This window comes from Ideonella alba (assembly GCF_018069845.1).
Lineage (GTDB): Bacteria > Pseudomonadota > Gammaproteobacteria > Burkholderiales > Burkholderiaceae_C > Ideonella > Ideonella alba.
Map to the genome: position 1 here is coordinate 62435 of NZ_JAGQDD010000003.1, position 26700 is coordinate 89134.

Genomic DNA, 26700 nt, shown 5'->3' on the forward strand with positions numbered 1-26700 from the left:
CGGGCGATACTTGGCCGATGCTGATGATCACCCGCCCCCACCGCCTGCACTGGCGCGGCTGGCTGTGCGCCGCCCTGCTGGGACTGGCCGCCACGCTGGCCCAGGCCGCCAGCGCCTCGCGCGAGCTGCAGCGCCTGTTCGACGAGCACTGGCGCTGGCAGATGCGCCACCAGCCCGAGTGGGCCTCGTCGCTGGGCGTGGTCGAGGCCGGCGAGCGCTGGGACGACCATTCCCCCGCCGCGCTGGACGCGGCCGACGCCCACGAGCGCCAGCTGATGCAGCGCCTGCAGCGCATCAAGCCCCAGCAGTTGCGTGGTGAGGAGCGCCTGTCCTGGGAGATCTTCCACCACGACCTGGCACTGGCCATCGAGCAACAGCGCCACCCGGTGCTGCGCACCCTGGTGCTGTCCGGGGTGGCGGGGCCGCACCTGGCGCTGTCGGGCGTGCTGCAGGACATGCCGATGACCAGCGAGGCCGACGCCCGCCGCGTGCTGGCCCGACTGGCGGCCTGGCCGGCGCGCGTGGACCAGGACCTGGCGCTGGCGCGCGACGGGCTGAAGCGGGGGTGGGTCAGCCACCGGGCCTCGCTGCAGCGCCTGCTGGACCAGCTCGACGGCCAGCTGGCGCTGCCGCCGCGGCAGCAGCCGGCCTTCGAGCCGATGGCGCGCCTGCTGGCCGCCGGCCCCGAGGTGATGGTGACGCCCGCGCGCCGCGAAGCCCTGGCGGCCGAGGCCGAGGCGCTGATCGTGCAACGCATCGCGCCCGCGCTGCGCACCCTGCGCCGCGCGGTGGCCGAGGAGCTGCTGCCGGCCGCGCCGGCCAACGGCAGCCTGTCGTTGCGCCCCGGCGGCGCCGAGGTCTACCGCCTGCTGGTGCGCGAGCAGACCACCACCGACCTGAACCCCACGCAGATCCACGCGATCGGCCTGGGCGAGGTCCAGCGCCTGCGTGCCGAGATGGACGCGCTGCGCGCCAGCACCGGCTTCGCCGGCGACTTCGACGCCTTCGTGCGCTTTCTCTACACCGACCCGCGCTTCTTCCACCGCAGCGCCGAGGCGCTGCTGGACGGCTACCGGAGCCTGGCCAAGCGGGTCGATCCAGCGCTGCCGCGCTTGTTCGCCACGCTGCCGCGCCAGCCCTATGGCATCCGCGCGATCCCACCCGACCAGGGCGCCGGCATGGCCGACAACTACAGCGGCGGCAGCCCCGACAACAGCCGGCCTGGATGGTTCAACACCAATGTCGTGGCGCTGGACCAGCGGCCGATCTGGCAGATGGAGGCGCTGTTCCTGCACGAGACCGTGCCCGGCCACCACCTGCAAGGCGCCCGCGCCCAGGAGCTGACGCAGCTGCCCGAATGGCGCCGCCATGCCTGGCATGTGGCCTACGGCGAAGGCTGGGCGCTGTACGCCGAAGGCCTGGGCGAATCGCTGGGCCTGTACCAGGACCCCTACAGCCGCTTCGGCCGCCTGAGCTACGAGGCCTGGCGCGCCGCCCGCCTGGTGGTCGACACCGGCATCCACGCGCTGGGCTGGAGCCGCGAGCAGGCGATCGACTACATCAGTGGCTGCTGCGGCATGGGGCGCGAGGAGATGGCGGCCGAGGTCGACCGCTACATCGCCTGGCCAGCCCAGGCGCTGGGCTACAAGCTGGGCCAGATGCGCATCCTGGCGCTGCGCGAGCAGGCCCGCCAGGCGCTGGGCGAGCGCTTCGACATCCGCCGCTTCCACCAGGCGGTGCTGGACCATGGCTCGGTGCCGCTGCCGGTGCTCGAGCGCATCGTCGCCGACTGGATCCGCAGCCAGCGCCCTTGATCCGCACCGCGGTACCCTCAACTATCGGCCGTTGCCTGAAAGGACACCCATGAGCTCCATCCCCTCCCGCTCCTCCCGGCGCCTGCTGGCCAGCGCCACGCTGGTGGTCGCCACGCTGGGCCTGGGCGGCTGCGGCTACAACGATTTCCAGCGCCTGGACGAGCAGGTCAAGGCCGACTGGTCCGAGGTGCTGAACCAGTACCAGCGCCGTGCCGACCTGATCCCCAACATCGTCGCCACCGTCAAGGGCGAGGCCAGCTTCGAGCAAGACACGCTGACCAAGGTGGTCGAGGCGCGCTCGCGCGCCACCAGCATCCAGGCCACGCCCGAGCTGATCAACAACCCGCAGGCCTTCCAGCAGTTCCAGGCCGCGCAGGGTCAGCTCAGCAGCGCGCTGTCGCGCCTGATGGTGGTCAGCGAGAACTACCCCAACCTGAAAGCGAACCAGGGCTTCCAGGACCTGCGCGTGCAGCTGGAAGGCACTGAGAACCGCATCACCGTGGCGCGCAACCGCTACATCGATTCGGTGAAGACCTACAACGTGCTGGCGCGCAGCTTCCCCAGCAACCTCACGGCCATGGTCTTCAGCTACCAGCCCAAGCCCAGCTTCACGGTCGAGAACGAGGCGGCGATCAGCCAGCCACCGGCGGTCAGCTTCGACAAGCCGGCCTCGGCAAAGTAATCGATGGCCCCGCTGCTGCGCTGGCTGCTGCTGGCCGGCTGGCTGCTGGTCAGCGGCGCCTTCGCCCAGGCGCCGCAGCCGGTGCCGGCGCTGAGCGCGCGGGTGATCGACCAGACCGCCACGCTCAGCCCCGCCCAGCAGCAGGCGCTGGAGGCCAAGCTGGCCGCCTTCGAGGCGCAGTCGGGGCCGCAGATCGTCATCCTGATGGTGCGCAGCACCGCCCCCGAGGACATCGCCGCCTATGCCTTCCGCGTGGCCGACCAGTGGAAGATCGGCCGCCGCGGCATCGGTGACGGCCTGCTGGTGCTGGTGGCCAAGGACGACCGGGTGGCGCGCATCGAGGTGGCCCGCGCGCTGGAGGGTGCGGTGCCCGACCTGGCCGCACGGCAGGTCATCGACCGCGCGATGGTGCCGGCCTTCCGCCAGGGCGACTACGCCGGCGGCCTGAACCTGGCGGTGGACCAGCTGATCGGCCGGATCTCGGGCGAGGGCCTGCCCGCGCCTTCGGCCGCGCCGCGTGTGCAGGGCCTGACTGGCCTGCCGGCGCTGCCGTCCTGGCTCTGGTGGGCGCTGCTGGCGGTGCCGGTGGCGATCTCGGCGGTGCGGGCGATGTTCGGCCCTGGGGCCGGCGCACTGCTGATGGGCGGCGCCGGCGTGGCCGGCGGCTGGTGGCTGGCCGGCCTGGGCGTGGGCCTGGTGGCCGGTCTGGTGCTGGCGCTGGTCACCGCGCTGGGCGTGGGCGAGGCGCTGCGCCTGGTGCTCAGCGGCGCGGCGCGCGGCGGCTTCGGGGGCGGCGGTGGCGGTGGCGGCGGCTTCTCGTCCGGCGGCGGGGGCTCGTTCGGCGGCGGTGGCGCCTCCGGGCGCTGGTGAGCAGGAGATGGCGATGGGCAGCCCGTTGATGCGCTGGGGACGCCATGCCTGGCATGCGCTGGGCAGCGATGGCCGCTGGCTGGACCGCGCCGCGCGACAGCGCATTGCCGAGCGCATCGCCGCCAGCGAGGCCGGCCACGGCGGCGAGATCCGCGTCTGCATCGAACGCGCCCTGCCGGCCGCGGCGCTGCGCCAGGGGGTGAGCGCCCGCGCACGGGCACAGGCCTGCTTTGGCGAGCTGGGCGTGTGGGACACCGCCGAGCGCTGCGGCGTGCTGGTCTACCTGCTGCTGGCCGAGCAGGCGATCGAGCTGGTGGCCGACCGCGGCATCACCCGGCGCGTGCCACCGGCGCAGTGGCAGGCCCTGGTCGACAGCCTGGGCAGCGCGCTGCGCGAGGGCCGGCGCGAGGCCGGCCTGCTGGCCATCATTGACGCGCTGGACGCGCTGCTGCGCGAGCACTTCCCGCTGCGCGCTGAACAGGCCAACCCGAACGAGCTGCCCGACGCGCCGCTGCTGCGCTGACGCAAGCTGTCGGCCACACCGCCCCCCACAGGCAGGGGAGGGCGGCCGGGGCCGGACCGGCCTACAACCGCGGCATGTTCGATGCCGTCCTGCGTTTCCTCGCTGACGAAGTCAACACCTTCATGCTGCGCCGCACCGGCGACGGCGAGTTGGTGCGCATGGTGCCGTCGCGCCTGGTCAGCGACACCGGCAACCCGGTCATCGCCGACGGCAACCTGGCAATCAGCCTGTTCCAGGTCGAGGAAGAGCGTGCGCTGCGCGAGCCGCTGCCCGAGCGCGTGGTGGTGCAGGGCCGCGAACTGCAGCGCCCCCCGCCGCTGCGCCTGAACCTGGTGGTGGTGGTGGCCGCACGCATCCTGGCCTACGACGTGGCGCTGGCGCGGCTGGCGCTGGCGGTGCGCTGCTTCCACGCCAAGCCGATCCACACGCCGGCCGATTCGCCGGGGCTGCCGCCGGGGCTGGAGCGGCTGACGATCGAGATGATGCCGCTGAGCCTGGAGCAGATGAACCAGCTGTGGTCCTGCATCGGCACCCGGCAGCTGCCCTCGGCGGTGTACCGCGTGCGGCTGCTGGAGCTGCGCGAGGACGACCCGATCGGCAGCGGCAGCCCGATCCTGCACATCGAGACGCGGGTGGAGGGCCGATGAAACAGTCGCTGCATGTGCTGGGCACGCTGGACGTGGGCCACGCCTTCTTCGCCGAGCCGCCGGGCGGGCTGATGCGCTTTGTGCTGCCGCCCAGCGGCGCGGCCCTGTTGCGCGGCGGCCAGGCGCTGTCGCGCGAGCTGCGCGGCCTGTGGGCGCTGCTGGCCGAGCAGCACGACGACGACCCGCCGCCCGGCCCGCTGCACGGCCGCACGCTGCTGCTGGGCCTGCAGCCGCTGGACCCCGGCCTGGACCGCTACACCCGCCCGCCGCTGCCCGCGGCGCCCGCCGGCAGCCCGGTGCTGCGTCCCTGCTGGCGCAACAGCCTCGATCCGGCGGCCCTAGACGCGGCGCCACTGGCCGTCGAGCTGTGTGCCCGCCGCCCGCGGCTGCAGCCGGTGAGCGCGCAACGGCCGCTGGACTGGCGTCTGCTGGATGCGGCCGGCCAGCCGCTGCTCAGCGGCCAGCTGTCGGCCACGCAGGCCGCGCCCGTGTTCAGCGCCGACCTGCCGATCGGCCTGCTGCGCTGGCAGGAGCGCCACCCGGCCAGCGCCGCGCTGCTGGCCGAGCGCTGGCTGTGCGTCGAGCCCGCGCTGGCCGCCGCCGCGCCCTGGGGCCTGGTGGCGCTGCGCCTGGACGACGCCTTCGCCCAGCAGTCGGCGCACTGGCAGCTGACGCTGCAGCCGCGCGAGGATGTGCTGCGCTACTACGTGGTCGGCCGCGGCTGGGCCGCGCCCGAGATGGCCAGCCTGCAGGTCAGCGATGCCACGCCCGGCCTGAAACCAGCGGAACGCCTGTCCTTCGACCGCATCGACGACTGGAGCGGCGAGCCGCCCGACAGCGCCCGGCTGCCGGCGGCGATGCTGCTGGGCAGCGCCCCGAACGGCGCCCAGGTCGTCCTCTTCGAGGCCCAGCGCCGCCAGACCCGCCGCTCGCGTCCCGAGCACCGCCTGCAACTGCAGAGCGACCAGCGCCTGCTGATCGAACACCTGCCCCAGCCCGGCGCCGCGCGCAGCGACGCCCAGTTCGTCGTCCACCTCGCCCCTTGAACCCCGAAAGGCACGCACCATGGCCACCTACCGCACGCCGGACGTCTATGTCGAGGAGATCTCGGTCTTTCCGCCTTCGGTGGCAGAGGTCGAGACCGCGATTCCCGCCTTCATCGGCTACACCGCGCATGCCAGGCGCATGATCGACAACGACCTGGACGGCGTGCCGACCCGGGTCACCTCGCTGCTCGAGTACGAGTCGCTCTTCGGCGGCGCCCCGGCGCTGGACGTGCAGACCATCCAGATCGATGCCGGCGGGCGTTTCCAGTCGGTCACGCTGGGCGCCAACAACACCCGCTACCTGTACGACGCGCTGCGCCTGTTCTTCGACAACGGCGGCGGGCCGGCCTGGATCGTCTCGGTCGGCCGGCATGGCGAGACCTTGGCGGCGGCCGACCTGATCGCCGGTCTGGCCGCCATCGCCGCGGTGGACGAGCCCACGTTGCTGCTGACGCCCGACGCTGCCAGTCTGGCCGACGACCAGCGGGCCCAGGTGCAGATCGCTGCGCTGGCGCAGTGCGGTCGCCTGGGCGACCGCATCGCGCTGCTCGACACCGCCCTGGCCACCACCAAGGCGAGGCACGACACGGCGGTGCAGGCGCTGCGCGACGGCATCGGCATCAACCACCTGAAGTACGGCGCCGCCTACTCGCCCTGGCTGAAGCTGGCCTATGCCAAACCGGTGGGCTACAGCGACATCGTCGGCAAGCTGCGCCGCGGCGCGCCGCCGGTGGCGGTGGCGCTGTCCTCGCTGACCGGCGACCCGGCGGTGGTGGCGCTGGTCGCGGCGATGGATGCGCTGCTGGTCGACCAGGGCCGGCTGGCGGCGCTGCACGCGATCGGCGCCGGCGCGCCCGGTCTGGCGGTGCGCGACGCCGTCACCACCGCGCTGACCGCCTACCAGGGCGGCCCGGCCGACGGCAGCCCGGCGCCGGTCTTCGCCGCGCTGCTGCGCTGCCTCAGCATGGTCGACGCGATGCTCAACGGCGGCAACGCCTTCACCCACGCCGCGCTGCGCACCCAGGTACAGGCCGCGGTGGCCGCGACCATCGCGCCGGCCCTGAGCACCCTGGTGGCGCTGGACAAGGAGTTCGACGCGCTGCCCGGCGTCGTCTATGACCCGGCCAACGCAGCGGTGCCCAACCCGACCGAAGCCGCCTTCGACGCCGCCCTGGCCACGCCGGCCAGCAACACCGCGCTGACCGCCGCGGCGGCCGACGGCCGTCGCGCCGCGCTGCTGGCCCTGCTGCAGGCACCGATGAGCAGCCTGCTGACGGCGCTGGACGCGCTGGATGCCGCCGTGCCGGCGCTGCGCGCCAACACCGAGCGCCAGCTGCTCGACAACTTCGCCGCCTACCGCGATCTGGTGCGCGCCGTGTCGGCCTCGCTGACGCCCTGCCCGCCCTCGGGCGCGATCGCCGGCATCTGCGCCCTGGTCGACAACCAGCGCGGCGTCTGGAAGGCGCCCGCCAACGTCAGCCTCAACGGCGTGGTGGCGCCGGCCTACGCGCTGGACAGCGACGACACCGACCGCCTCAACGTCGACGCGGTGGCCGGCAAGTCGGTCAACGCGATCCGCGCCTTCGTCGGCAAGGGCACGCTGGTCTGGGGCGCGCGCACGCTGGCGGGCAACGACAACGAGTGGCGCTACGTGTCGGTCCGGCGCTTCTTCAACATGGTGGAAGAGTCGGTCAAGAAGAGCACCTACTGGGCGGTCTTCGAGCCCAACGACGCCAACACCTGGGTCAAGGTGCGCGGCATGATCGACAACTACCTGACGCAGAAGTGGCGCGAGGGCGCGCTGGCCGGTGCCACCACCAGGGACGCCTTCTTCGTGCGCTGCGGCCTGGGCCAGACGATGAACGCGCAGGACGTGCTGGAGGGCCGGATGATCGTCGAGATCGGCATGGCCGTGGTGCGGCCCGCCGAATTCATCATCCTGCGCTTCTCGCACAAGCTGCAGACGTCCTGAGCCCCTCCGCGCCCTGACACCCCTCATCCCCATCAGGAGAGCACGCCATGCCCGCACAGTACCCCTTGCCGGTCTTCCACTTCACCGTCCAGTGGGGCGGCACGCGGATCGGCTTCTCCGAGGTCACCGGCCTGACCCAGGAGAACCAGGCCATCGAGTACCGCGACGGCTCGTTCCCCGAGTACTCGTCGATCAAGATGCCCGGTCTGCGCAAGTTCAGCAACGTCACGCTCAAGCGCGGCGTGATCAAGAGCGACAACGACTTCTTCAAGTGGCTGCAGACGATCAAGCTCAACACCGCCGAGCGCCGCGACGTGGTGATCAGCCTGCTCAACGAGAACCACGAGCCGGTGATGACCTGGAAGCTGCACAACGCCTTCCCGGTCAAGGTCGAGGGGCCGCAGCTCAAGGCCGCCGGCAACGAGGTGGCGATCGAGACCATCGAGCTGGCCCACGAGGGCCTGGACGTCGAGAACGCCTGAGGCGCCGATGTACACGCCGCCGGTCGGCTTCCACTTCCGCGTCGAGGTGCCTGCGCTGCAGGGACCGGCCGACGAGGTGCGCTTCACCGAGGTGGGCGGGCTGGCCGTGGAGCTGTCGACCGAGGAGGTGCCCGAAGGCGGCGAGAACCGCTTCGTGCAGAAGTATCCCGGCCGCAGCAAGTACCCCGAGCTGACGCTCAAGCGCGGCCTGCTGCTGCGCTCGGCGATCTGGAACTGGGCGCGGCGGGCGATCGAGGACCTCGATGTCGAGCCGATGGACGTGCAGGTGCAGCTGCTGGGCCCCGAGCACCAGGCGCTGATGACCTGGCACCTGGTCCAGGCCTACCCCACCCGCTGGTCGGTGGCCGACCTCAACGCCAGCAGCAACACCGTGGCTGTCGAGTCGATGCAGTTGTATTACCAGCGCTTCCGCCTGGAAGCCTGAACCCGGGAGAGCAGCGATGCCGATCATGATCGACGAGGTGGTGATCGCGGTGGAGGCCACGTCCCCATCGGCCGAAGGCGGCAGCCCGGCCGCGGGCGACAGCGGCGCCCAGCGCCAGTCGCTGGTGGCCGAGTGCGTCGAGCGCGTGCTCGAGGTGCTGCGCCAGCGCCAGGAACCCTGAGCGGCCACCCCCGGGGAGACACTGGTGAGCGACAGCGGACAACTCGAGAAGCTGCTGATCAAGGCCTTCGAGGCGCCGGATTGCGCGGGCGAGCCGGTGGCGGTGTTCACCGCCTACGTCAACCCGGCCGAGATCACGCTGGGCTATGAGTTCGAGTGGGACGCCGCGCAGGGCGCGGGCACCACCGGCAGCCGGATGAACTTCAAGAAGAGCAAGCCGGGCGATCTGTCGCTGGCCTTCTTCATCGACGGCACCGGCGCCAACGGCCACAAGGTGGACGTGCAGGAGCAGGTGGCGCTGTTCCAGACCGTCACCGGCTACAACGGCCACATCCACCGCCCCAACCATCTGAAGCTCACCTGGGGCACGCTGGCGGTGCGGCGCTGCGTGCTCAAGAGCGCCTCGATCGCCTACAAGCTCTTCAAGCCCGATGGCGTGCCGCTGCGCGCGGTGGTCACCGCCAGCTTCGCCGACGCCAGCGACGACCAGACCCGCGTGGCCATTGCCCAGGACGAGTCGCCCGACCTGACCCACCTGCGCACCGTGCGCGCCGGCGACACGCTGCCGGCGCTGTGCCAGCAGATCTACGGCGACCCGGCGCTGGCGCCGCTGGTGGCGCGCGCCAACGACCTGGACAGCCCGCGCCTGCTCAGCCCGGGCCAGCGTCTGCGCTTCCCGCCGCTGCAGCGCTGACACGGACACCCCGCCATGCCCGAGACCACCGAGCGCAGCCTGCCGATCAGCAGCGGCCACCGCGAGTTCACGGTGCGCGCCGGCGGCCAGGATCTGCCGCGCACCGAGCAGCTGATGGCCTGCAGCATCACACTGCAGGCCAACCACATCGCCTGGGCGCGGCTGGTGTGGCTGGACGGCTCGGCCTCGGCCGGCCAGTTCGCGCTGACCGACGGCGACCGCTTCGCCCCCGGCCAGGCGATCGAGGTCTCGGCCGGCGCGCAGGATGACCGCCAGCTGCTCTTCAAGGGCGTGGTGGTGCGCCAGCAGATCCGCGTGCGCGGCGACAGCCCGGCGCAGCTGATCGTCGAATGCCGCGCCGCGCCGATGACGCTGGCGCAGCAGGCCCGCCAGGCGGTCTGGCGCGACCAGACCGATGCCGAGCTGCTGCGCAGCCTGCTGGGCGCCTGCGGCGACACGGTCGAGGTCGAGGACACCGCCGCCCGCCATGAACAGCTGGTGCAGACCGGCTGCAGCGACTGGGATTTCGCCCTGGCGCGTGCCCGTGCCAACGGCCTGGTGGTGCTGCCGCGTCCGGGGGCGCTGAAGCTGGCGCGGCCCGGCACCCAGGGTGAGCCGGTGCTGCAGCTGCAGTACGGCGCCACGCTGCTGGAGCTGGACCTGGAGGTCGACGCGCGAGTGCAGCCCGCGGGCATCGCGGTGCCGCACTGGTCGGCGCCGGACCAGGCGCTGCAGACCGCCGCCGCGCAGGCCCCCACCGAGACCGGCGGCGGCAGCCATGACCCGGCGTCGCTGGCGCGCGTGCACGGCAACCCGGCGCGGCCGCTGCCGCACAGCACGCTGTCGGCGGACGAGGCGCAGGCGCTGGGCGACGGCCTGTGGGCGCGGGCGCGCGCCGACAAGCTCTGCGGCCGCGCGCTGTGCGAAGGCCTGGGCCAGGTGCACCCGGGCGACGTGGTCACGCTCAGCGGCACCGGCGCGCGCTTTGGCGGGCGGCTGCAGGTCAGCGGCGTGCGCCACGACATGGACAGCACCAGCGGCTGGCGCACCCACCTGCAGTTCGGCGGCCTGGGCGAGGACCAGGCGCTGGACCAGCGCCTGCAGACCCCGCCGCGGCCGGCCCTGCTGGCGCCGGTGCAGGGCCTGCAGCTGGGCGTGGTCACCTCGCTGGAGGACCCGCTGGGCGAAGACCGGGTGCGCGTGCGCCTGCCGCTGATCGAACCCGACGGCGAGGGCGTCTGGGCCCGCGTGGCGCGCCCCGAGGCCGGCCCGCAGCGCGGCTTCGTCTTCCGCCCCGAACTGGACGACGAGGTGGTGCTGGGCTTTCTCGACAACGACCCGCGCCACCCGGTGCTGCTGGGGGCGCTGCACAGCAGCCAGCGCGCCGCCCCCGAGCCCGCCGCCGACGCCAACCCGGCGCGTGTCTACCGCAGCCGAGAGGGGCTGGAGATGCGCTTCGACGACGAGCACCAGGCGATCACGCTGTCCACACCCGGTGGCCGCCAGCTGGTGCTGAGCGACGACGAGGGCGCGATCAGCCTGAAGGACCAGGCCGGCAACGAGCTGCGCCTGGACGATGACGGCATCACCCTCAAGAGCGCCGCGGCCACCACGCTGGAGACCACCACCTCGCTGACCCAGCAGGTCAACGGCGACTTCACGCTGAAGGTCAGCGGCCAGCTCAAGCTGGAAGGCACGGCGGGCGCCGAGCTGCGCAGCAGCGCCCTCACCGTGCTGGCCGGCAGCCTGCTGCAGCTCAACTGAAAGGCCCGATCATGCCCCCCGCCGCCCGCATCGCCGATCTCAGCAGCCACGGCGGCACCGTGGTCGGCCCCGGCGTGCCCACCGTGCTGATCGGCGGCATGCCGGCGGCCGTGCTGGGCGACCAGCATGTCTGCAGCCTGCCGCCCAACAGCCACCAGCCCACCGTCAGCCCCTTCGTGGCCGGCAGCGCCACGGTGTTCATCGGCGGCAAGCCGGCCCTGCGCGTGGGCGACACCTGCGTCTGCGGCGCCGCGGTGGTGGTGGGCGCGCCCACGGTCATCATCGGCTGAGGACCTGGCGATGAGCACACCGGGCGACGACGATCTGGCCTTCCTCGGCCGCGGCTGGAGCTTCCCGCCGGCCTTCGGCGCCGGCGGCGTGCAGATGCGCGAGGGCGAGGACGACATCCACGAGGCGCTGCGCATCCTGTTCGGCACCGTGGCCGGCGAGCGCTTCCTGCGCCCCGGCTGGGGCCTGAGCCTGCGGCCGATGCTCTTCGAGCCGCTGGACACCACACGCCGCACCGAGCTGGCCGAGCAGATCAAGGTGCAGCTGCTGGTGCACGAGCCGCGCATCGAGCTGCTGGCGCTGGACGTGCGCGAGACCGAGCCCGGCCGCCTGCAGGTGCAGCTCGACTACCGGGTGCGCAGCACCAACTCGCGCTTCAACCTGGTCTATCCCTTCTACGACCTCGACGCCAGCGAGCACCGCCCGGTGCTGGGGCCGGTGGACCGGGGCTGACGCCATGGCCCTCGACGACCTGCTGCGCCGCAGTGCCGCCCAGGGCGGCCAGAGCCAGGCCGACCGCGACCGGCCGGCGGCCGACCCGGCCCACGCGCCGCTGGACCCGCGCGACGCCGCCACGCTGATGCAGCAGGCCCGCACGCTGGCCGCGCACATCGCGCTGCCGGCGCTCGATGGCGGCGACGAGGGCCGCTGGTCGGCGCTGTTCCCCGACCTCGACCGCGCCGCCTGGCAGCAGCTGGCCGACGCGCGCGACGGCCAGGTGCCGCCGCACCTGGCGCTGTGGCTGGCCCTGGCGCGGCTGCAGCAGGCCTCGCGCGAGCGCTTCAACGCGCTGGGCGCCGCCCACCTCGACTGGCAGCTGCGCACCGCGCTGGGCTTCGCTCCCGAGCCGGCCCATCCCGACCACGCCCACCTGCGCCTGACGCTGAAGAAGGGCGCGCTGGCGCAGCTGTGCGACACCACCCGCGTCTTCAGTGCCGGGCCCGACGCGCAGGGCGTGGAGCGCCTCTACCGCCCGCTGCGCGACACGCCGATCGGTCCGGCCCAGGTGCGCTCGCTGCAGGGCCTGCAGCGCGACGGTGGCCGGCTGCGCTTCGCGCCGCGGGCCGACTCGGCCGATGGCCTGGGCGCGCCACTGGCCGCAGGCGCACCCGGCTGGGCCCCGGGCGGCGGGCCGGCGGCGCCGGAGGCCCCGGTCGGCTTCGCGATCACCTCGCCGCTGCTGGCGCTGGCCGAGGGCCGGCGCGAGATCCGGCTGGACCTGGAACTGATCGGCAGCAGCGCCGCCACGCCGGCCGAGGTCGCGGCCGGCCTGCAGGCCTGGCTCAGCGGGCCGAAGGGCTGGATCGGGCCGCTGCAGCCGCAGGTCTCGGCCCACGGCAGCGGCTGGCGCCTGGTGCTGGTGCTGTCGCCGGACCAGCCGGCGGTGGTGGCGCACCAGCAGGCGCTGCACCTGTCGGCCTTCCCCGATGGCACGCCGGTGCTGCAGCTGCTGCTGGCCCCGGGGGTCGAGCTGCGCCCTGGCCTGTCCCCCTGGGCCGCGCTGGAAGGCCTGCGCCTGCAGGCGGCCACGCTGCAGGTCGAGGTGCAGGGCCTGCGCGGCCTGGCGCTGGAGAACGACCACGGCGCACTCGACCCGAAGAAGGTCTTCATGCCCTTCGGTGCCCAGCCGGTGCCGGGCTCGCGGCTGCGCATCGGCTGCCCGGAGGCACTGGCCAAGCCGCTGCAGTCGCTGTCGCTGACGCTGGACTGGCATGGCGCGCCGGCCAGCCTGTCGAGCTGGTACGCCGGCTACCAGGAGCGCTCGCGCATCGCCGACGGTGTGGCGGCGCGGCTGCGCTACACCGACGGCCGTGGCCATTCCACCGACGCCCCGGTGACCCTGCGCCCCAGCCCGCTGCTGCCCAGCGTGCTGCACAACGAACCGCCGGTGCCGGTGTTCCCGCTGCGCCTGGACTGGCCGCTGCAGCGCCTGCTGCAGTCGGGCAGCGGGCAGGCCCGGCTGCAGGCCGAGCGGGCGATGCAGGCGCAACCGGTGCGCCGTCTGCAGCTGCACCTGCGCGGCCAGTCGCCGGCGGTGCCGGCCGGGCAGATCGCGCTGGAGCTGGACGGCGAGGACTTCCTGCACACCGCCCACCGTCAGCAGGCGGTGGCGCACCTGCTGAGCCAGATCCGCGACCCCGACGCGCCGCCGGTGCAACCGCTGAATGAGCCCTACACACCGCAGCTGCGCGGTCTGTCGCTGGACTACACCGCGGCCAGCGCGCGCTGCGCGCTGGACCAGGCCGACGAGGCCAGCCTCAGCGGCGCCGATCTGGCCTTCTACCAGGTGGATGCCTTCGGCCCGGTGCGCGAGCACGCCTGGCTGCGTGCCACCCTGCCCTGGGCGCCGCAAGGCGCGCCGGGCCTGCTGCCGGCTCACCCGCATGCGCTGGAGCTGTGCATCGGCCTGGACGCGCTGGCGCCGGGCGATGCGGTGTCGCTGCTGTGCCAGGTCGAGGACGGCAGTGCCGACCCCGAGGCCCCGTCGCCGCGCATCGCCTGGTCGGTGCTGTGCGACACCCAGTGGCGGCCGCTGGGCGCGGCCGAGCTGGCGCTGGACACCACGGCCCACCTGCGCCGCAGCGGCCTGGTGCAGCTCACGCTGCCGCCCGAGACCAGCCGCGAGCACACCCGCCAGGCCAGCGGCCTGGTCTGGCTGCGCGCGTGCTGGCTGACCCCGGCCGGCAGCGCGGCCCGGCTGCGCCTGGTGGCCAGCAACGGCGTCGAGGTGCGCGCCGATGCCGCCCCCCACGATCCGGCGCGCTTTGCGCTGCCCCTGCCCGCCGGCAGCATCGGCAAGCTGGTGACGCCGATGGCCGCGGTCCAGGGCGTGGCCCAGCCCTTCGAGAGCTTTGGCGGCCAGGCGCCCGAAACCCCGGCGGCGTTGCGCCGCCGTGCGGCCGAGCGCCTGCGCCACCGTGGCCGGGCGATCACGCCGTGGGACGTCGAGCGCCTGGTGCTGCAGGCCTTTCCCGGGCTGCACCGGGTGCAGTGCATCCCGCACGCGCGCCCCGGCGGCCACTGGCAGGCGCCGGGCCACCGCCTGGTGGTGGTGGTGCCCGACCTGCGCCAGCGCCACACCGCCGACCCGCTGCAGCCGCGCGCCGACCTGGACACGCTGCAGTCGGTGCAGGCCTTCCTGGAGGCGCGCAGCGCACCGGGCACCCGGACCCATGTGGTCAATCCGCGCTGCCGCGTGCTGCAGGTGCGCTGCCGCGTGAAGCTGCGGCCCGGCGTGGTGTTCAGCCTGTACCGGCCGCAGATCGACGCGGCGCTGCAGCGCGCGCTGTCGCCCTGGCTGGCCGATGCCGCGCGCCAGCCCGGCTTCGGCGGCGCGGTGTGGCGCTCGGCCCTGCTCGATCTGGTCGAGGAGCTGCCCGGCGTGGACTACCTCAGCCGCTTCTCGCTGCACATGGATGGCGGCGAGGACCTGGCCGAGGCGGTGGCCGACACGCCCGACAGCATCCTGGTCTCGGCCCCCGGCCACCTGATCGACGAGGAGACCGGCGATGTCTGAGCCCGTGCCGCTGCGCCGTGCCGACCTGGCCGCCGAACCGGCGCTGGACTGGCGCGCGCTGTTCGCCGACGGCCTGGCGCAGCTGCGCGCGCTGTGCGGTGCGCGCTGGACCGACCACCACCTGCACGACCCCGGCATCACCACGCTGGAGCTGGCCAGCCATGCGCTGGCCGACCTGGCCTACCGCGGCGGCCTGCCGCTGGCCGACTGGCTGGCCAGCAGCGCGCCGCAGGGCGACGCAGCCGCCACCTTCTGGCAGGCGCAGGACGTGCTGCCGCAATCCCCCTGGACGCTGCGCGACCTGCGCAAATGCCTGATCGACATCGACGGCATCCGCAACGCCTGGCTGCACGAGGTGCCCGGCCCGGTGCTGTGGCTGAACCCGCGCACTGGCGAGCTGGCGCAGACGCCCTCGGGCGAGCCCGGCGAGCGCCCGGTCAGCCTGCAGGGCCGCTGGCAGCCGCTGCTGGAGTACGACGAGCGTCTGAACGCCGAACAGCGCGCCGAGCGCCAGGCCGAGGCGGCGGCGGCGCTGCAGGTGCGGCGGCCGCTGTGCCTGGACTTCCTGCCGCCCGAGACCGTGCCGGTGCAGCGCTTCGCGCTGTGCGCCGAGGTGGCGCTGGCCGACGGCGCCGACGCCCGCACCACCGCGGCGCGGCTGCTGCACACCGCGCACCGCACGCTGGCGCCGCTGCTGCGCCCGCTGACGCTGGACGAGGCACTGGCGCGGCCCGGCCCGGACGGGCAGCCACGCCGTGTCGACGAGGTCTTCGAAGGCCCGTGGCTGAGCCACGGTTTCCTCGACGACGGCGAGCTCGACGCCAGCGAGCTGCCCGCGATGCTGCGCCTGTCGGACCTGATCAATGCGCTGATGGACGTGCCCGGCGTCGAGGGCCTGCGTGACATCCGCCTGCAGCCGCTGGGCGAGGACGGCTTCGCGCTGCCCACCGACGACCCCTGGCGGCTGCCGGTGCGGCCCGGCCATGCCCCGCGTCTGGCCTGGGACAGCGGCCGGCTGGTGCTGAGCCAGCGCGGCCTGGTGGTGGCCGGCTGGCATGTCGCCGAGATGCCCGAGGAGGTGCGCAGCGCGCTGCAGGCGCTGCTCGACGCCGACCATGCCATCACCGACACGCTGCGCCAGCCGCAGCTGCCGCAACCCGCCGGCCGCGTGCGGCCCCTGAGCGCGCACCGGCCGCTGCAGCACGATTTCCCGGAGCTGTACGGCCTGGCGCGCCCGGACCAGGACGCGCGGGTGCGCCAGTTCCAGGGCTACCTGCTGTTCATCGACCAGTGGATGACCAACCAGCTGGCGCAGGCCGCGCAGCTGGCCCAGCTGTACTCGGTGGCGCCCACCCGGATGCAGGCGCTGACCGAGGCCTGGATGGGAGGCGCCACGCCGCCCACGCTGCTGGCGCGCCGCCTGAGCGAGCTGCCCGGCCACGAGGCGCTGTACCGGGACACGCCCGAGCAGCCGCTGGACGACGCCGGCCTGACCCGCCTGCTCGAGCCCGACCCCCGGCCGCGCCAGGCCGCGCTGCTCGACCACCTGCTGGCCCGCGCCGGCGAGGACATGGGCGCCCAGGTCGAGGCGCTGCAGCAGGCCTTCGGCAGCGGCGGCGGGCTGGATGCGCTGATCGAGCGGGCGCGCTTCCTGGCCGAGCTGCCGCGCCTGGGCGCCGAGCGCGGCCTGGCCTACCAGCAGCACCGGCGCGAGCCCGAGATGCTCTGGAACAGCGACAACATCAGCGGCCTGGAGCGCCGGCTGGCGCGTCTGCTGGGCATTGCCAACCCGCAGCGGCGCAGCCTGTCGGTGGTGGCGCACGACACCTATGCCGAGGTCGACGCCACGCCCGGCGACGAGTTCCGCTTCCGCGTGCGCGACGCGGTCAGCGGCAAGATCCTGCTGTCGTCCAGCACCCACTACGCCAGCCCCGAGGCCGCGCAGGCCGAGATGATGGCCGCGGTCGAACGCGCCCAGGGCGCCGACGGCTACCAGCGCCGCCAGACACTGGACGGGCGGCACTACTTCAACATCGTCGACGCTGGCGGCGAGGTGATCGCCCGGCGCATCGAGTACTTCGCCGGCCCCGAGGCGATGGAGCAGGCCATCAGCCACCTGCAGCGCTACCTGCGCGAGCACTACAGCGGCGAGGGCCTGTACCTGATCGAGCTGCCGCTGCTGCGTCCTGAACAGCCGGGCGACCCGCTGCTGCAGCCCTGCCTGGACGAGGGCTGCGGCGACTGCGACGGCGACGACCCCTATTCCTGGCGCCTGCTGATCGTGCTGCCGTCCTACGCCGGCCGCTTCGCCCACCCGGCCTTCCGCGCCCACGCCGAACAGCAGATCCGCCGCGAGGTGCCCGCCCACCTGCTGCCGCGCATCTGCTGGGCCAGCCCGCTGGCGATGGCCGAGTTCGAGGGCGCCTACCGCGACTGGCTGGCACTGCACGCCGGCGCGGCGGCGCCGCCGCGCGCGCAGGTGCTGACGCGCTTCCTGCGCGCCGTCACCGAGGTGCGCAACACCCACCCGGCGCAGCGCCTGACCGACTGCGTGGCCGAACTGCCTCGGCCCGCCTTCGTGCTCGGCCGCAGCGCGCTGGGCACCGAACCCCCGCCCCCCCTGGCCTGAGGAGTGCCACCATGGCCACCACATCCGCCGTCCTGAGAAGCCTCGCCACGCTGTCGCACGGCAGCCCGGTGTTCGAGCCCGACCAGGTGCTCACCCATGGCCAGCTCAACCGCCTGTCCGACTGGTTCGATGACCAGGGCCGGCTGACCCGCGTGCGCCTGATCGGCGTGGGCCTGGTCGATGGCCTGCAGGTGGCCCTGACCGATGCCGGCGTGCGCATCACCCGCGGCCTGGGCCTGAGCACCGACGGCGACCTGATCGAGCTGGCCGAGACCACCCAGTTCTCGTCCTGGCGCCCCTACGACCGCGAGGCCCCGCGCTACGAGCCCTTCTACACCGGCCCCGAGACCATGCGCGAGCTGGTCGAGCTGGTGGCCCCGGGCGACGAGGACACGCGCACGCGGCCGCTGATGGAGCTGCCCGGCGCGCTGCCGGGGCGCGTGGTGGTGGCGCTGATGGAGAGCGTCGAGAACGACCCCGACCTGTGCAACGGCACCGACTGCGACAACCTCGGCCGCGACGCGCTGCACCGCCTGCGCTGGCTGCTGTGCTCGGCCGAGGACGCCGCCGCGCTGCAGCAGGGCGAGCAGGCGCTGCTGCCCGCCTGCGAGCGCGCCCGCGCGCTGCCCGAGGTGCAGGCCACCGCCCCGCGGCTGCAGGGCCTGAACAGCACCCAGGGTCTGGCCCAGGCCTGCCTGACGGCCGGCGACGCCACGCTGGAGGCCCTGGCCACCGCGTTCAGCGCCCTGGCCTCGACCTTCGGCGAGCGCGTGGCCGCGCTGTGCGGCAACGCCAGCGCGCCGCTGGACTGGGTGGCCCGGCTGCGCCAGCGGCGCACCGAGGCGGCGTCGCGCAGCGGTGGCGGCCCGCTGTGGCTGGAGCACCTGGGCGACCTGGTCGACACCTGGGGCGCGCTGCGCGAGCAGCTGTTCCTGGACGACAGCGTGCTGCTGCCCGAGCTGGGCGCCTTCCCGAAGCACCTGCTGCTGGGCCAGTTGGGCGCACCGCGCCAGTTCCGCAGCGGTCTGTACCCGGCGCCCTCGAGCGCCGGCACCCGCGAGGCCGCGGCGCACGCCAGCTTCCTGATCTGGAAGCTGCACCTGCTGGTCGGCGCCTTCGTCTGGCCGCAGGACACCACGCTGCGGGTGACCCCCTCGCGCACCGCCACCGCGCCGCTGGAGGAGCGCGCCATCCCCTGGTACTACACGCTGAGCGGCGAGTTCCCCTTGCAGACCGGCTGGCACTACCTGCGCGCGGCGCGCGGCCAGCAGCAGAGCAACCTGGGCTACCGCGTGCCGGCCGACCGGCGCGGCGTGCCGCCGCCGCTGTCTCGCGTGCTGCTGGGCCACGACTTCTTCCGTGTCGAGGGCCACCTCGGCCAGCCGGTGCGCAGCGTGCGCGACGCGCTGCGCGCCCAGATCCGCCAGTTCCAGCTGCCCTTCACGGTGCGCGCGGTGCTGCTGCACACCGACCGCGCCCGCCTGGTGCTGCGGCCATCGGTGCGGGTGACCGACCTGCACCGCTTCCACCACCTGCTGCGCCAGGACCTGCAGGTGCAGCTGGCCGACGGCCTGGCGCTGCACCAGCGGCAGAGCGAGCAGCTGCGCCAGGCGGTCGATGACACCACGGTGCCGCGCACCGTGGGCGAAGGCGTGTCGGTCATCGATGCAGCCACCAACACCACCAACCGGCTGGGCACGCTGCAGAAGGACAGCGCCCCGGTGCTGCAGGCGCGCCGCTACGGTGACTACCGCGCGCTGGGCGGCGGCGGCACCTCACCGAACTGGATCTTCCAGTGGGGCCAGACGCTGGGCCAGGTGGCGCAGACGCGCTCCGATCTGGGCACGGTGGCGCGCACCGATTTCAGCGCCGCGCACGACGGCCTGCTGCTGAGCAACCGGCCGCACTGGCTGCAGTGGCTGGACCAGCTGATCGACCACCGCGACGCGCAGCAGGACGACCGCCTGCTGATGCCCAACTTCCTGGCCGAGAACCCGGGCGCCGTGCATGCCGGCGGCGTGCCGCGCGGCGGCACCCTGGTGCTGGTCTACGACGACCAGGGCCGCGTCATCACCGACCTGGCGCTGGACCACTGGGAGCCCGAAGAGGACGAGGACGAGCCCGACCTGCCGCCGCTGCAGGTGCTGCCGTGGCGGCCCGACCTGCTGCGCGAACGCGCGGTGCGCATCATCCGCCCGCTGGATATGGTGCTGAACGACCGCGTCAGCGTGGTGCGCGCCGAGGTACAGAAGGACTGGCTGGCGCAGTTCGATGCACAGAAGAGCTACCTCGACGGCGTCTTCAAGTACACCCTGCTGCCGGGCAAGCTCGAGGGCTTCACCTTCGACACCGGCAACGGCCTGGTCGACATGATGGCCGAGCGCGTCGGCCGGCTGCAGGAAGACGTGCGCAAGGCGCAGACGCTGGCCGCGTCGAGCCAGCTGTCGAGCGCCGAGCGCGAGCGCGCCGACACCCTGCTGCAGGACCTGCGCGGCCAGCTGGCCGAGGCGGTGGTGCAGACCACCCAGCAGCTGCTGGTGACCGAGGTGGATGTGGGTGTCGGCGGCCGCGGTGCCGCCGTGCCGACGCTGCTCACCGGGGCGATCGCCCAGGTCGGTGGCGGCACGGTCGGCAAGGAGCTGCAGGGCCGACTGGGCAAGCTGCAGGGCGGCACGGACACCAAGGGCGGCATGGTGCAGCGCCTGCAGCAGTTCTCGCTGGGCCTGCAGCGCTGATCACCGGTGAGCCCGCCGCTCGCGCCCCTGCCGCACCGCGTGCGCCGCCTGCGCTGGCAGGCCCGCGCGGCCGGCGCGGCCGAGGCGCTGGCGCTGCGCCAGCGCCTGGTCAGCGGTCAGGAGCGGCTGCAGCAGGCGCTGGGTGAGGCGCTGGACGGCCTGGACGACGGTGGCTGGCTGCAACTGGCCAGGGTCGAGCTGCAACTGGATCCGTCCTGGCTGGAGGCGCCGGCCGACGCGCTGGTGCAGCATCTGCGCGCCCAGCTGGCGCCGCAGCTGCACGGCCTGCGGCGCAGCGCCGCGGCCGCCGGGCCGGGTGGCGCTGCGCCCGCAGGCGAGGCGGCCGCCGACACCGTCGCCCTGTTGCCGGCCCGGGCGCTGCTGGACTACCTGGCCACCGGCCACCTGCCCTGGGCCCTGGGCGGCCTGGCGCCCGAGGCGCTGCGCCCGCGCCTGCAGGCCGCCGCCGAGGCGCTGGCGCAGGACGGCCTCGTCTGGCGCGCAGCGCCGCCGCCCACCGATCCCACCCTGCTGCTGGGCTGGTGGCAGCGCTGGTGGGCGCTGTGGCCCGGGCCCGCGCGCGAGGCCTGGTGGCAGGCCCAGCAGGCGGTCACCGCCGCCACGGCCGCGGTGCACGAAGGATCGACGCCCTCCCCCGCGGCCCTGGCCCGTTGGCTGGCCCAGCCCTCGGTGCCGCAGGCGCGGCGCGGCCCGCTGCAGGCGCTGTGGCTGGCCTGGCACAGCGCCGGGCCGGGCGGCGGCGTCGCGGCAGGGCCGTCCGCAGTGGCCCCGACGACGCCGTCCATCGCGGCGCTGGCCCAGGCCCTGTGGCCGGAGGGCTTCGCCGGCACGCCGACCCCACCGGACCGTCCCCGCAACGCACCCCCACCCGCCGCCCCGCCGCCCGGGGTCGACACCGCCCCCACCGCCCGGCCGCTGGCCCGCGCCGTGCAGCCCCGCGCCGAGCCGGGCTGGATGGTGCCGCTGGCCGGCCTGGTGCTGCTGCACCCGTGGGTGCCGGCGCTGTTGCGGGCCTGTGACGTGCCCACACCGGCGCGCCCGGACCAGGCCTGGGACCCACTGGCGTTGGCGCGGGCCGGCGGCCTGCTGCGCGCGCTGGCCCAGGCCCCGGAGGCACCGGCCGAGGACGGCGAGTGGGCGTTGCCGGTGGTCAAGCTGTTGCTGGGCTGCCCGCCCGATCTGGGCTGGCCGCTGCCGCTGTGCCCACCCACCCCGCAGGAGCAGGCCGAGGTGCAGGCGCTGCTGGCGGCGGCGATCGACCACTGGGGCGCGCTGGGCCGCACCGGCGTCGACAGCCTGCGCACCAGCTTTCTGCAGCGGCCCGGCCTGCTCTCGCGCCAGGGCGAGGGCTGGCTGCTGCGGCCGCTGCCCGAGGCCTTCGACCTGCTGCTGTCGCGCCTGCCCTGGGGCCTGGCATGGATCCGCCTGCCCTGGATGGCCCAGCCGCTGCAGGTGGACTGGAGCGCGCCATGAGCAGCGACCAGATCGACCGCGAGCTGGCCTGGCTGGGCCGCCTGTGGCAATGGCGGCTGGCCGAGCACTTCGAAGCCGCCCCGTCGGCCGAGCCCACCGACGCGCCGCCGCCCGAGCCCCTGCCGGCGCTGCTGGCCGCACTGCCCGCGCCGCTGCACGGCCGCGACGCCCGTGCGCTGCTGTGGCTGGCGATGGCGCCGTGGCTGCAGCCGGCCTTGCTGGACATGCTGTTCGCGCGGCGCAGCGACACCGGCCGCGGCTTCACCGAGTTCGGCGGCCTGGCGCACGGCGAGCACGGCGCCTTCGCGCCCACCGGCGAGACCGCCTGCTTCCTGCTGGGCGGCATGGAGGGCGAACAGCGGCTGCAGGCCTGGCGGCTGCTGCACACGCTGACCGCGCTGGACCAGGGGGCCTGGCTGCAGCTGGGCGCAGCGCCCGAGGGCCAGGCCGCGCTGTGCGGCGCCTGGCGGCCGGGGCCGCAGTTGCTGCGGCAGCTGCTGGGTCCGCTGGCCGAGCCGGTGCAGGCCGCGCCCAGCGCCAGCCTGGCGCACCCGCTGCGCACCGGCCTGGGCTGGTCCGACCTGGTGCTGCCGCCGATGACCCTGGCGCAGCTGGAGGAGATCGTGCTGTGGCGCACCCACCGCCAGCAGCTGCTGGTCGACTGGGGCCTGGGGCGGCGCCTGAAGCCCGGCTACGCGGCGCTGTTCCACGGCCCGCCGGGCACGGGCAAGACGCTGTCGGCGGCGCTGCTGGGCCAGCGCTGCGCACGGCCGGTGATGCGGGTGGACCTGGCGGCGCTGGTGTCCAAGTACATCGGCGAGACCGAGAAGAACCTGGCGCAGCTGTTCGACGAGGCCGAGCGGCAGGACTGGATCCTGTTCTTCGACGAGGCCGACGCGCTGTTCGGCAAGCGCAGCCAGGTCAGCGACGCCCACGACCGCTATGCCAACCAGGAGATCAGCTACCTGCTGCAGCGCGTCGAGGAGTTTCCCGGCGTGGTGCTGCTGGCCAGCAACCTCAAGGGCAACATCGACGACGCCTTCCAGCGCCGCTTCCAGAGCGTGGTGGCCTTCGCGCTGCCGCGCCCGGCCGAGCGCCTGCGCCTGTGGCGCGAGGCGCTGCCGGCGGCGCTGACACCGGCGCCCGACGTGGACCTGCCGGCGCTGGCCCAGCGCCACGAGATCGCCGGCGGCACGATCATGAACGCGGTGCGCGTGGCCTGCCTGCGCGCCGCCCAGCGCGCTGACGGCCTGCTGCGCGCGGCGGACCTGGACGAGGGCGTGCGCCGCGAGCTGGTCAAGGAAGGGCGCAGCCTGTGAGCACCACCGCGCCGCGCTTCGTGGCCCGCGTCGAGCAGCGCACGCCGCCGGTGCCGGCGCGCCAGGCGCGGCCCGCGGCTGCGCCGCTGCGCTCGGCGCGTGACAGCCGCCACTCGGCCGCCGAGCGCGAGGCCGACCGCGTCGCGGCCCAGGTGATGGCCCTGCCCGCGGGTGCGCCGCGGCGCAGCGGACCCGCCGGTGCGCCGCCCTCGGCTGCAGCCCTGCAGGCCGGTCGCGCGCTGGGTGGCGGCGGCGGCCAGCCGTTGCCGGCGGCGCTGAAGCACTTCATGGAGGCGCGCCTGGATGCGCGTCTGGACGCCGTGCGCCTGCACGACAGCGAGCGCTCGGCACGCCTGGCGCGCGGCCAGCAGGCGCGCGCCTTCACGCTGGGCGCCGACATCTTCATGGGCCGCGGCGCCTTCCAGCCCGACAGCGCGGCGGGGCGCGCGCTGGTGGCGCACGAGCTGACCCACACCATCCAGCAAGGCGCGGTGCGCCAGGGGCCGGCGCCACGGCGGGCGGCGCTGGCGGCGCCCCGCCCGGTGGCCTTGCCGCGCCTGGCGGCCAGCGCGCCGCCGGTGCAGCAGCGCACCGCGCCGCAGGTGCAGCGGCTGGGCATCTCGGACGCGCTGGACTACTTCGCCGAGAAGGCGCACTACATCCCGGGCTTCCGGATGTTCACGCTGGTGATCGGTGTCAACCCGGTCAACATGAGCACGGTCGAGCGCAGCCCGGCCAACCTGCTGCGCGCGGTGATCGAGCTGGTCCCCGGCGGCGCGCTGGTCACGCAGGCGCTGGACAACCACGGCATCGTCGACCGCGTGGCGGCCTGGATGTCGCAGCAGTTCAATGCGCTGGCCGGCATCGGCGCGTCGGTGCGTGCCTCGATCGACGAGTTCCTGGACTCGCTGAGCTGGACCGACATCTTCGACCTGGGCGGGCTGTGGGACCGCGCCAAGCGCATCGTCACCGAACCGATCAACCAGCTGATCGACTTCGGCGCCAGCCTGATCGGCGGCATCATCGGCTTCATCAAGGAGGCCATCCTGCGGCCGCTGGGCCGCCTGGCCGAGGGCACCGCGGGCTACGACCTGCTGAAGGCGGTGCTGGGCTTCGATCCGGTCACCGGCGACGCCGTGCCGCGCACCGCCGATACGTTGATCGGCGGCTTCATGAAGCTGATTGGCCAGGATGAGGTCTGGCAGAACCTGAAGAAGGGCAACGCAGTGGCGCGCGCCTGGGCCTGGTTCCAGGGCGCGCTGGGCGGGCTGATGGGCTTCGTGCGCGAGATCCCGTCCACCTTCGTGGCCGCGTTCACCTCGCTGGAGCTGGTGGACATCGTGCTGGTGCCGCGCGCCTTCGCCAAGCTGGCGCGGGTGTTCGGCAGCTTCTTTGGCCGCTTCATGTCCTGGGCTGGCGGCACGGTCCTGAGTCTGCTGGAGATCCTGTTCTCGGTGGTGGCGCCCGGGGCCATGCCCTATATCCGCCGCGCGGCCGGCGCGCTGGCCAGCATCTTCCGCAACCCGATCGGCTTCGTCGGCAACCTGGTGCGTGCGGCCAAGGCCGGCTTCCTGCAGTTTGCCGGCCGCTTCGGCGCGCACCTGAAGGCCGGGCTGATCGACTGGCTCACCGGCTCGCTGCCGGGGGTCTACATCCCGCGCAGCTTCGCGCTGCCCGAGATCCTGAAGCTGGCGCTGAGCGTGCTGGGCCTGAGCTACGCCCACCTGCGCGGCAAGCTGGTACGCGCGGTGGGCGAGCCGGCGGTGAAGGCCATCGAGATGGGCGTGGCGGTGGTCAAGACCCTGGTCACCGAGGGCCCGGTGGCCGCCTGGGACCAGCTCAAGACCTCGCTGGGCAACCTCAAGCAGATGGTGGTCGACGGCATCATCGACATGGTGGTGGGCCTGATCACCCAGAAGGCGATTCCCAAGCTGGTGGCGATGTTCATTCCCGGCGCCGGCTTCATCAGCGCGATCGTGGCGATCTACGACACCATCATGGTGTTCATCAACCGGCTCTCGCGCATCATCCAGGTGGTCACCGGCTTCCTGAACTCGATCGCGGCGATCGCCTCGGGCGCGATCGGCGCCGCGGCCAACCGGGTCGAGTCGGTGCTGGCCGGGCTGCTGAGCCTGGCGATCAGCTTCCTGGCCGGCTTCGCCGGGCTGGGCAAGGTGGCCGACCGGGTGATGCAGATCATCCAGCGCGTGCGCGCGCCGATCGACGCCGCGCTGGACCGTCTGGTGGCCTGGATCGTCGGCCTGGCCAAGCGGCTGATGGGCGCGCTCAAGGCCGGTGCGAAGCGGGTGCTGAACTGGTGGAAGAAGAAGCGCAGCTTCGGCGGCGGCAGCGAGTCGCACACGCTGCTGTTCAGCGGCCAGGGCCGCGCCGCGCGGCTGCAGGTGCGCTCGACGCCGATGACGCCCGAGGCCTTCGTCGCCCGCTTCGACCTGGGGCCCGGCACCGCCCAGCAGCGCGCCACGATCACCGGCCTGTGCGCCAACATCGCCAAGGTGCAGGCCGACCTGGTGGCGGCCGAGGCCGCGTCGCCGCAGGACGAGGCGCGGCTGACCACGCTGGACGGCCAGCTCGACCAGGCCTTCACCCAGCTGGCCGATGCACTGGCCGCGCTGGTGGGCGCCGGCGAGGTGGACGGCGCGGTGGCCGACATCAAGATCACCCGGCCCAGCTTCACCGTGGAGACCGCCACCGCGATGAACCCCACCGGCCAGGACCTGGTGGCGGCCAAGCTGGATCGCCGGCACATCGTCTCGTCCAAGGACATGGCCCAGCACTACGAGACCACGCTGAAGGGCGAGTCGCGCTGGGCCAAGGCCAAGGCGCTGCTGCTGGCGCGCGGTGAAACGGTGGCCAAGCCGCTGTCCAATGCGGCGATCGAGGCCGCGGCGCGCGCCCGACATCTGCGCTTCTTCAACGACCTGAAGAACCTGTTCCTGGGCGGCGCCAGCATCAACCGCTCGCTGGGCCGGCGGCTGGACCGCGGTCAGGAGCTGGGCGCCGACGGCAAGCCGATCGCCGGCTCGGGCTTCACCGATGCGCAGATCAAGGCGCACCTGCGCGACGTCAACAACCGCTGGGCGCTCAAGGGCAGCGTGGCGATCACCACATGACCCGCTCTGCCCTGCACCCGCTGGTGGACGCGCTGCTGCGCGAGTGCGACTGGCAGGCCGAGCCCGATGGCCCGGGGCGCTGGCACGTGGGCTTTGCCGCGGGCGAGGCGCCGGTCGCGGGCCTGCTGCTGTGCGAGGACGAGCCCGGGCTGCGCTGGTCGCTGCGCTTCCTGCTGGCGCGGCGCCTGACGCCGTCGCAGTGCCCCGCGGCCAGCCTGGCGCTGCACCGCGTGCAGGCCGGCTTCAGCCCCTGGGTGGCGCTGGACCTGGACGAGGCCCACGGCCTGGTGCAGGTGCGCTGTGGCTGGGTGGCGGGCGACGACGGCCCGGCCGCCGCGCGCCTGCGCCGCGCCCTGGCCGAGGGCATGGCGGCCGTGGAGGCCGCCGCCGCCGCGCTGGCGCCACTGGCGGCATGAAAAAACCCGCCGGGCATCGCTGCCGGGCGGGCTTCTGGGCTGCTGGCGGCTG

The 26700-nt window shown here is 74.0% G+C and carries 21 protein-coding genes; all 21 read left to right on the forward strand.

Annotation, left to right across the window (positions count from 1 at the left end; genetic code table 11):
* The first annotated feature begins 17 nt into the window (after positions 1-17).
* The 21 genes from KAK03_RS06085 to KAK03_RS06185 all read left to right on the forward strand — a co-directional run bounded on the left by KAK03_RS06085 (position 18) and on the right by KAK03_RS06185 (position 26648).
* The gene (locus KAK03_RS06085) at positions 18-1814 is read left to right on the forward strand and encodes a DUF885 domain-containing protein (RefSeq protein ID WP_210852410.1); all 1797 of its coding nucleotides are present in this window, start codon (positions 18-20) and stop codon (positions 1812-1814) included.
* A 49-nt stretch (positions 1815-1863) separates the two neighbouring features.
* The gene (locus tag KAK03_RS06090; RefSeq protein ID WP_210852412.1) at positions 1864-2496 is read left to right on the forward strand and encodes a LemA family protein; all 633 of its coding nucleotides are present in this window, start codon (positions 1864-1866) and stop codon (positions 2494-2496) included.
* Between the two features lie 3 nt (positions 2497-2499).
* Complete coding sequence (locus KAK03_RS06095) at positions 2500-3366, forward strand: TPM domain-containing protein (protein WP_210852414.1); 867 nt, start codon at positions 2500-2502, stop codon at positions 3364-3366.
* 13 nt (positions 3367-3379) lie between these two features.
* Positions 3380-3889: a TPM domain-containing protein gene (locus tag KAK03_RS06100; RefSeq protein ID WP_210852416.1), complete on the forward strand. Its 510-nt coding sequence runs from the start codon at positions 3380-3382 to the stop codon at positions 3887-3889.
* A gap of 74 nt (positions 3890-3963) precedes the next feature.
* Positions 3964-4536, forward strand: a complete 573-nt coding sequence (locus KAK03_RS06105; RefSeq protein WP_210852417.1) for a contractile injection system cap protein — start codon at positions 3964-3966, stop codon at positions 4534-4536.
* Entirely contained in the window at positions 4533-5582 is a 1050-nt protein-coding gene (locus tag KAK03_RS06110; protein ID WP_210852424.1) for a hypothetical protein, read from the forward strand. Before KAK03_RS06105 ends, KAK03_RS06110 begins: the two co-directional genes overlap by 4 nt.
* A gap of 19 nt (positions 5583-5601) precedes the next feature.
* A complete protein-coding gene (locus tag KAK03_RS06115) occupies positions 5602-7554 on the forward strand; it encodes a phage tail sheath family protein (protein ID WP_210852426.1) in 1953 nt (650 codons plus the stop codon).
* A gap of 47 nt (positions 7555-7601) precedes the next feature.
* The gene (locus KAK03_RS06120; RefSeq protein WP_210852428.1) at positions 7602-8036 is read left to right on the forward strand and encodes a phage tail protein; all 435 of its coding nucleotides are present in this window, start codon (positions 7602-7604) and stop codon (positions 8034-8036) included.
* A gap of 7 nt (positions 8037-8043) precedes the next feature.
* Positions 8044-8481, forward strand: coding sequence for a phage tail protein (locus tag KAK03_RS06125; protein WP_210852430.1), 438 nt, complete (start codon positions 8044-8046; stop codon positions 8479-8481).
* A 16-nt stretch (positions 8482-8497) separates the two neighbouring features.
* Positions 8498-8662 (forward strand): DUF5908 family protein, encoded by a 165-nt coding sequence (locus KAK03_RS06130; protein WP_210852432.1) that lies wholly within the window; start codon positions 8498-8500, stop codon positions 8660-8662.
* A 24-nt stretch (positions 8663-8686) separates the two neighbouring features.
* The gene (locus KAK03_RS06135; protein WP_210852434.1) at positions 8687-9355 is read left to right on the forward strand and encodes a CIS tube protein; all 669 of its coding nucleotides are present in this window, start codon (positions 8687-8689) and stop codon (positions 9353-9355) included.
* Positions 9356-9370: 15 nt separating this feature from the next.
* Positions 9371-11119, forward strand: a complete 1749-nt coding sequence (vgrG, locus tag KAK03_RS06140) for a type VI secretion system tip protein VgrG (protein WP_210852436.1) — start codon at positions 9371-9373, stop codon at positions 11117-11119.
* 11 nt (positions 11120-11130) lie between these two features.
* Positions 11131-11409 (forward strand): PAAR domain-containing contractile injection system baseplate protein, encoded by a 279-nt coding sequence (locus KAK03_RS06145; RefSeq protein WP_210852438.1) that lies wholly within the window; start codon positions 11131-11133, stop codon positions 11407-11409.
* Between the two features lie 10 nt (positions 11410-11419).
* On the forward strand, positions 11420-11860 hold the full coding sequence (locus tag KAK03_RS06150) for a gp25 family contractile injection system sheath assembly initiator (protein ID WP_210852440.1): 441 nt from the start codon (positions 11420-11422) through the stop codon (positions 11858-11860).
* A gap of 4 nt (positions 11861-11864) precedes the next feature.
* Positions 11865-14924 carry a baseplate J/gp47 family protein gene (locus KAK03_RS06155; RefSeq protein ID WP_210852447.1) on the forward strand — a complete coding sequence of 1020 codons (3060 nt, stop codon included), beginning with the start codon at positions 11865-11867 and terminating at the stop codon, positions 14922-14924.
* Positions 14917-17553 carry a contractile injection system baseplate wedge protein gene (locus KAK03_RS06160; RefSeq protein WP_210852449.1) on the forward strand — a complete coding sequence of 879 codons (2637 nt, stop codon included), beginning with the start codon at positions 14917-14919 and terminating at the stop codon, positions 17551-17553. The genes KAK03_RS06155 and KAK03_RS06160 overlap by 8 nt, the downstream gene beginning before the upstream one ends.
* 11 nt (positions 17554-17564) lie before the next feature.
* Positions 17565-20288: a hypothetical protein gene (locus KAK03_RS06165; RefSeq protein WP_210852451.1), complete on the forward strand. Its 2724-nt coding sequence runs from the start codon at positions 17565-17567 to the stop codon at positions 20286-20288.
* Positions 20289-20294: 6 nt separating this feature from the next.
* The gene (locus KAK03_RS06170; protein ID WP_210852453.1) at positions 20295-21782 is read left to right on the forward strand and encodes a contractile injection system tape measure protein; all 1488 of its coding nucleotides are present in this window, start codon (positions 20295-20297) and stop codon (positions 21780-21782) included.
* On the forward strand, positions 21779-23101 hold the full coding sequence (locus tag KAK03_RS06175) for an ATP-binding protein (RefSeq protein WP_210852455.1): 1323 nt from the start codon (positions 21779-21781) through the stop codon (positions 23099-23101). The genes KAK03_RS06170 and KAK03_RS06175 overlap by 4 nt, the downstream gene beginning before the upstream one ends.
* Complete coding sequence (locus tag KAK03_RS06180; protein WP_210852457.1) at positions 23098-26232, forward strand: eCIS core domain-containing protein; 3135 nt, start codon at positions 23098-23100, stop codon at positions 26230-26232. The genes KAK03_RS06175 and KAK03_RS06180 overlap by 4 nt, the downstream gene beginning before the upstream one ends.
* A complete protein-coding gene (locus KAK03_RS06185) occupies positions 26229-26648 on the forward strand; it encodes a hypothetical protein (protein ID WP_210852459.1) in 420 nt (139 codons plus the stop codon). The genes KAK03_RS06180 and KAK03_RS06185 overlap by 4 nt, the downstream gene beginning before the upstream one ends.
* Positions 26649-26700 lie beyond the last annotated feature (52 nt).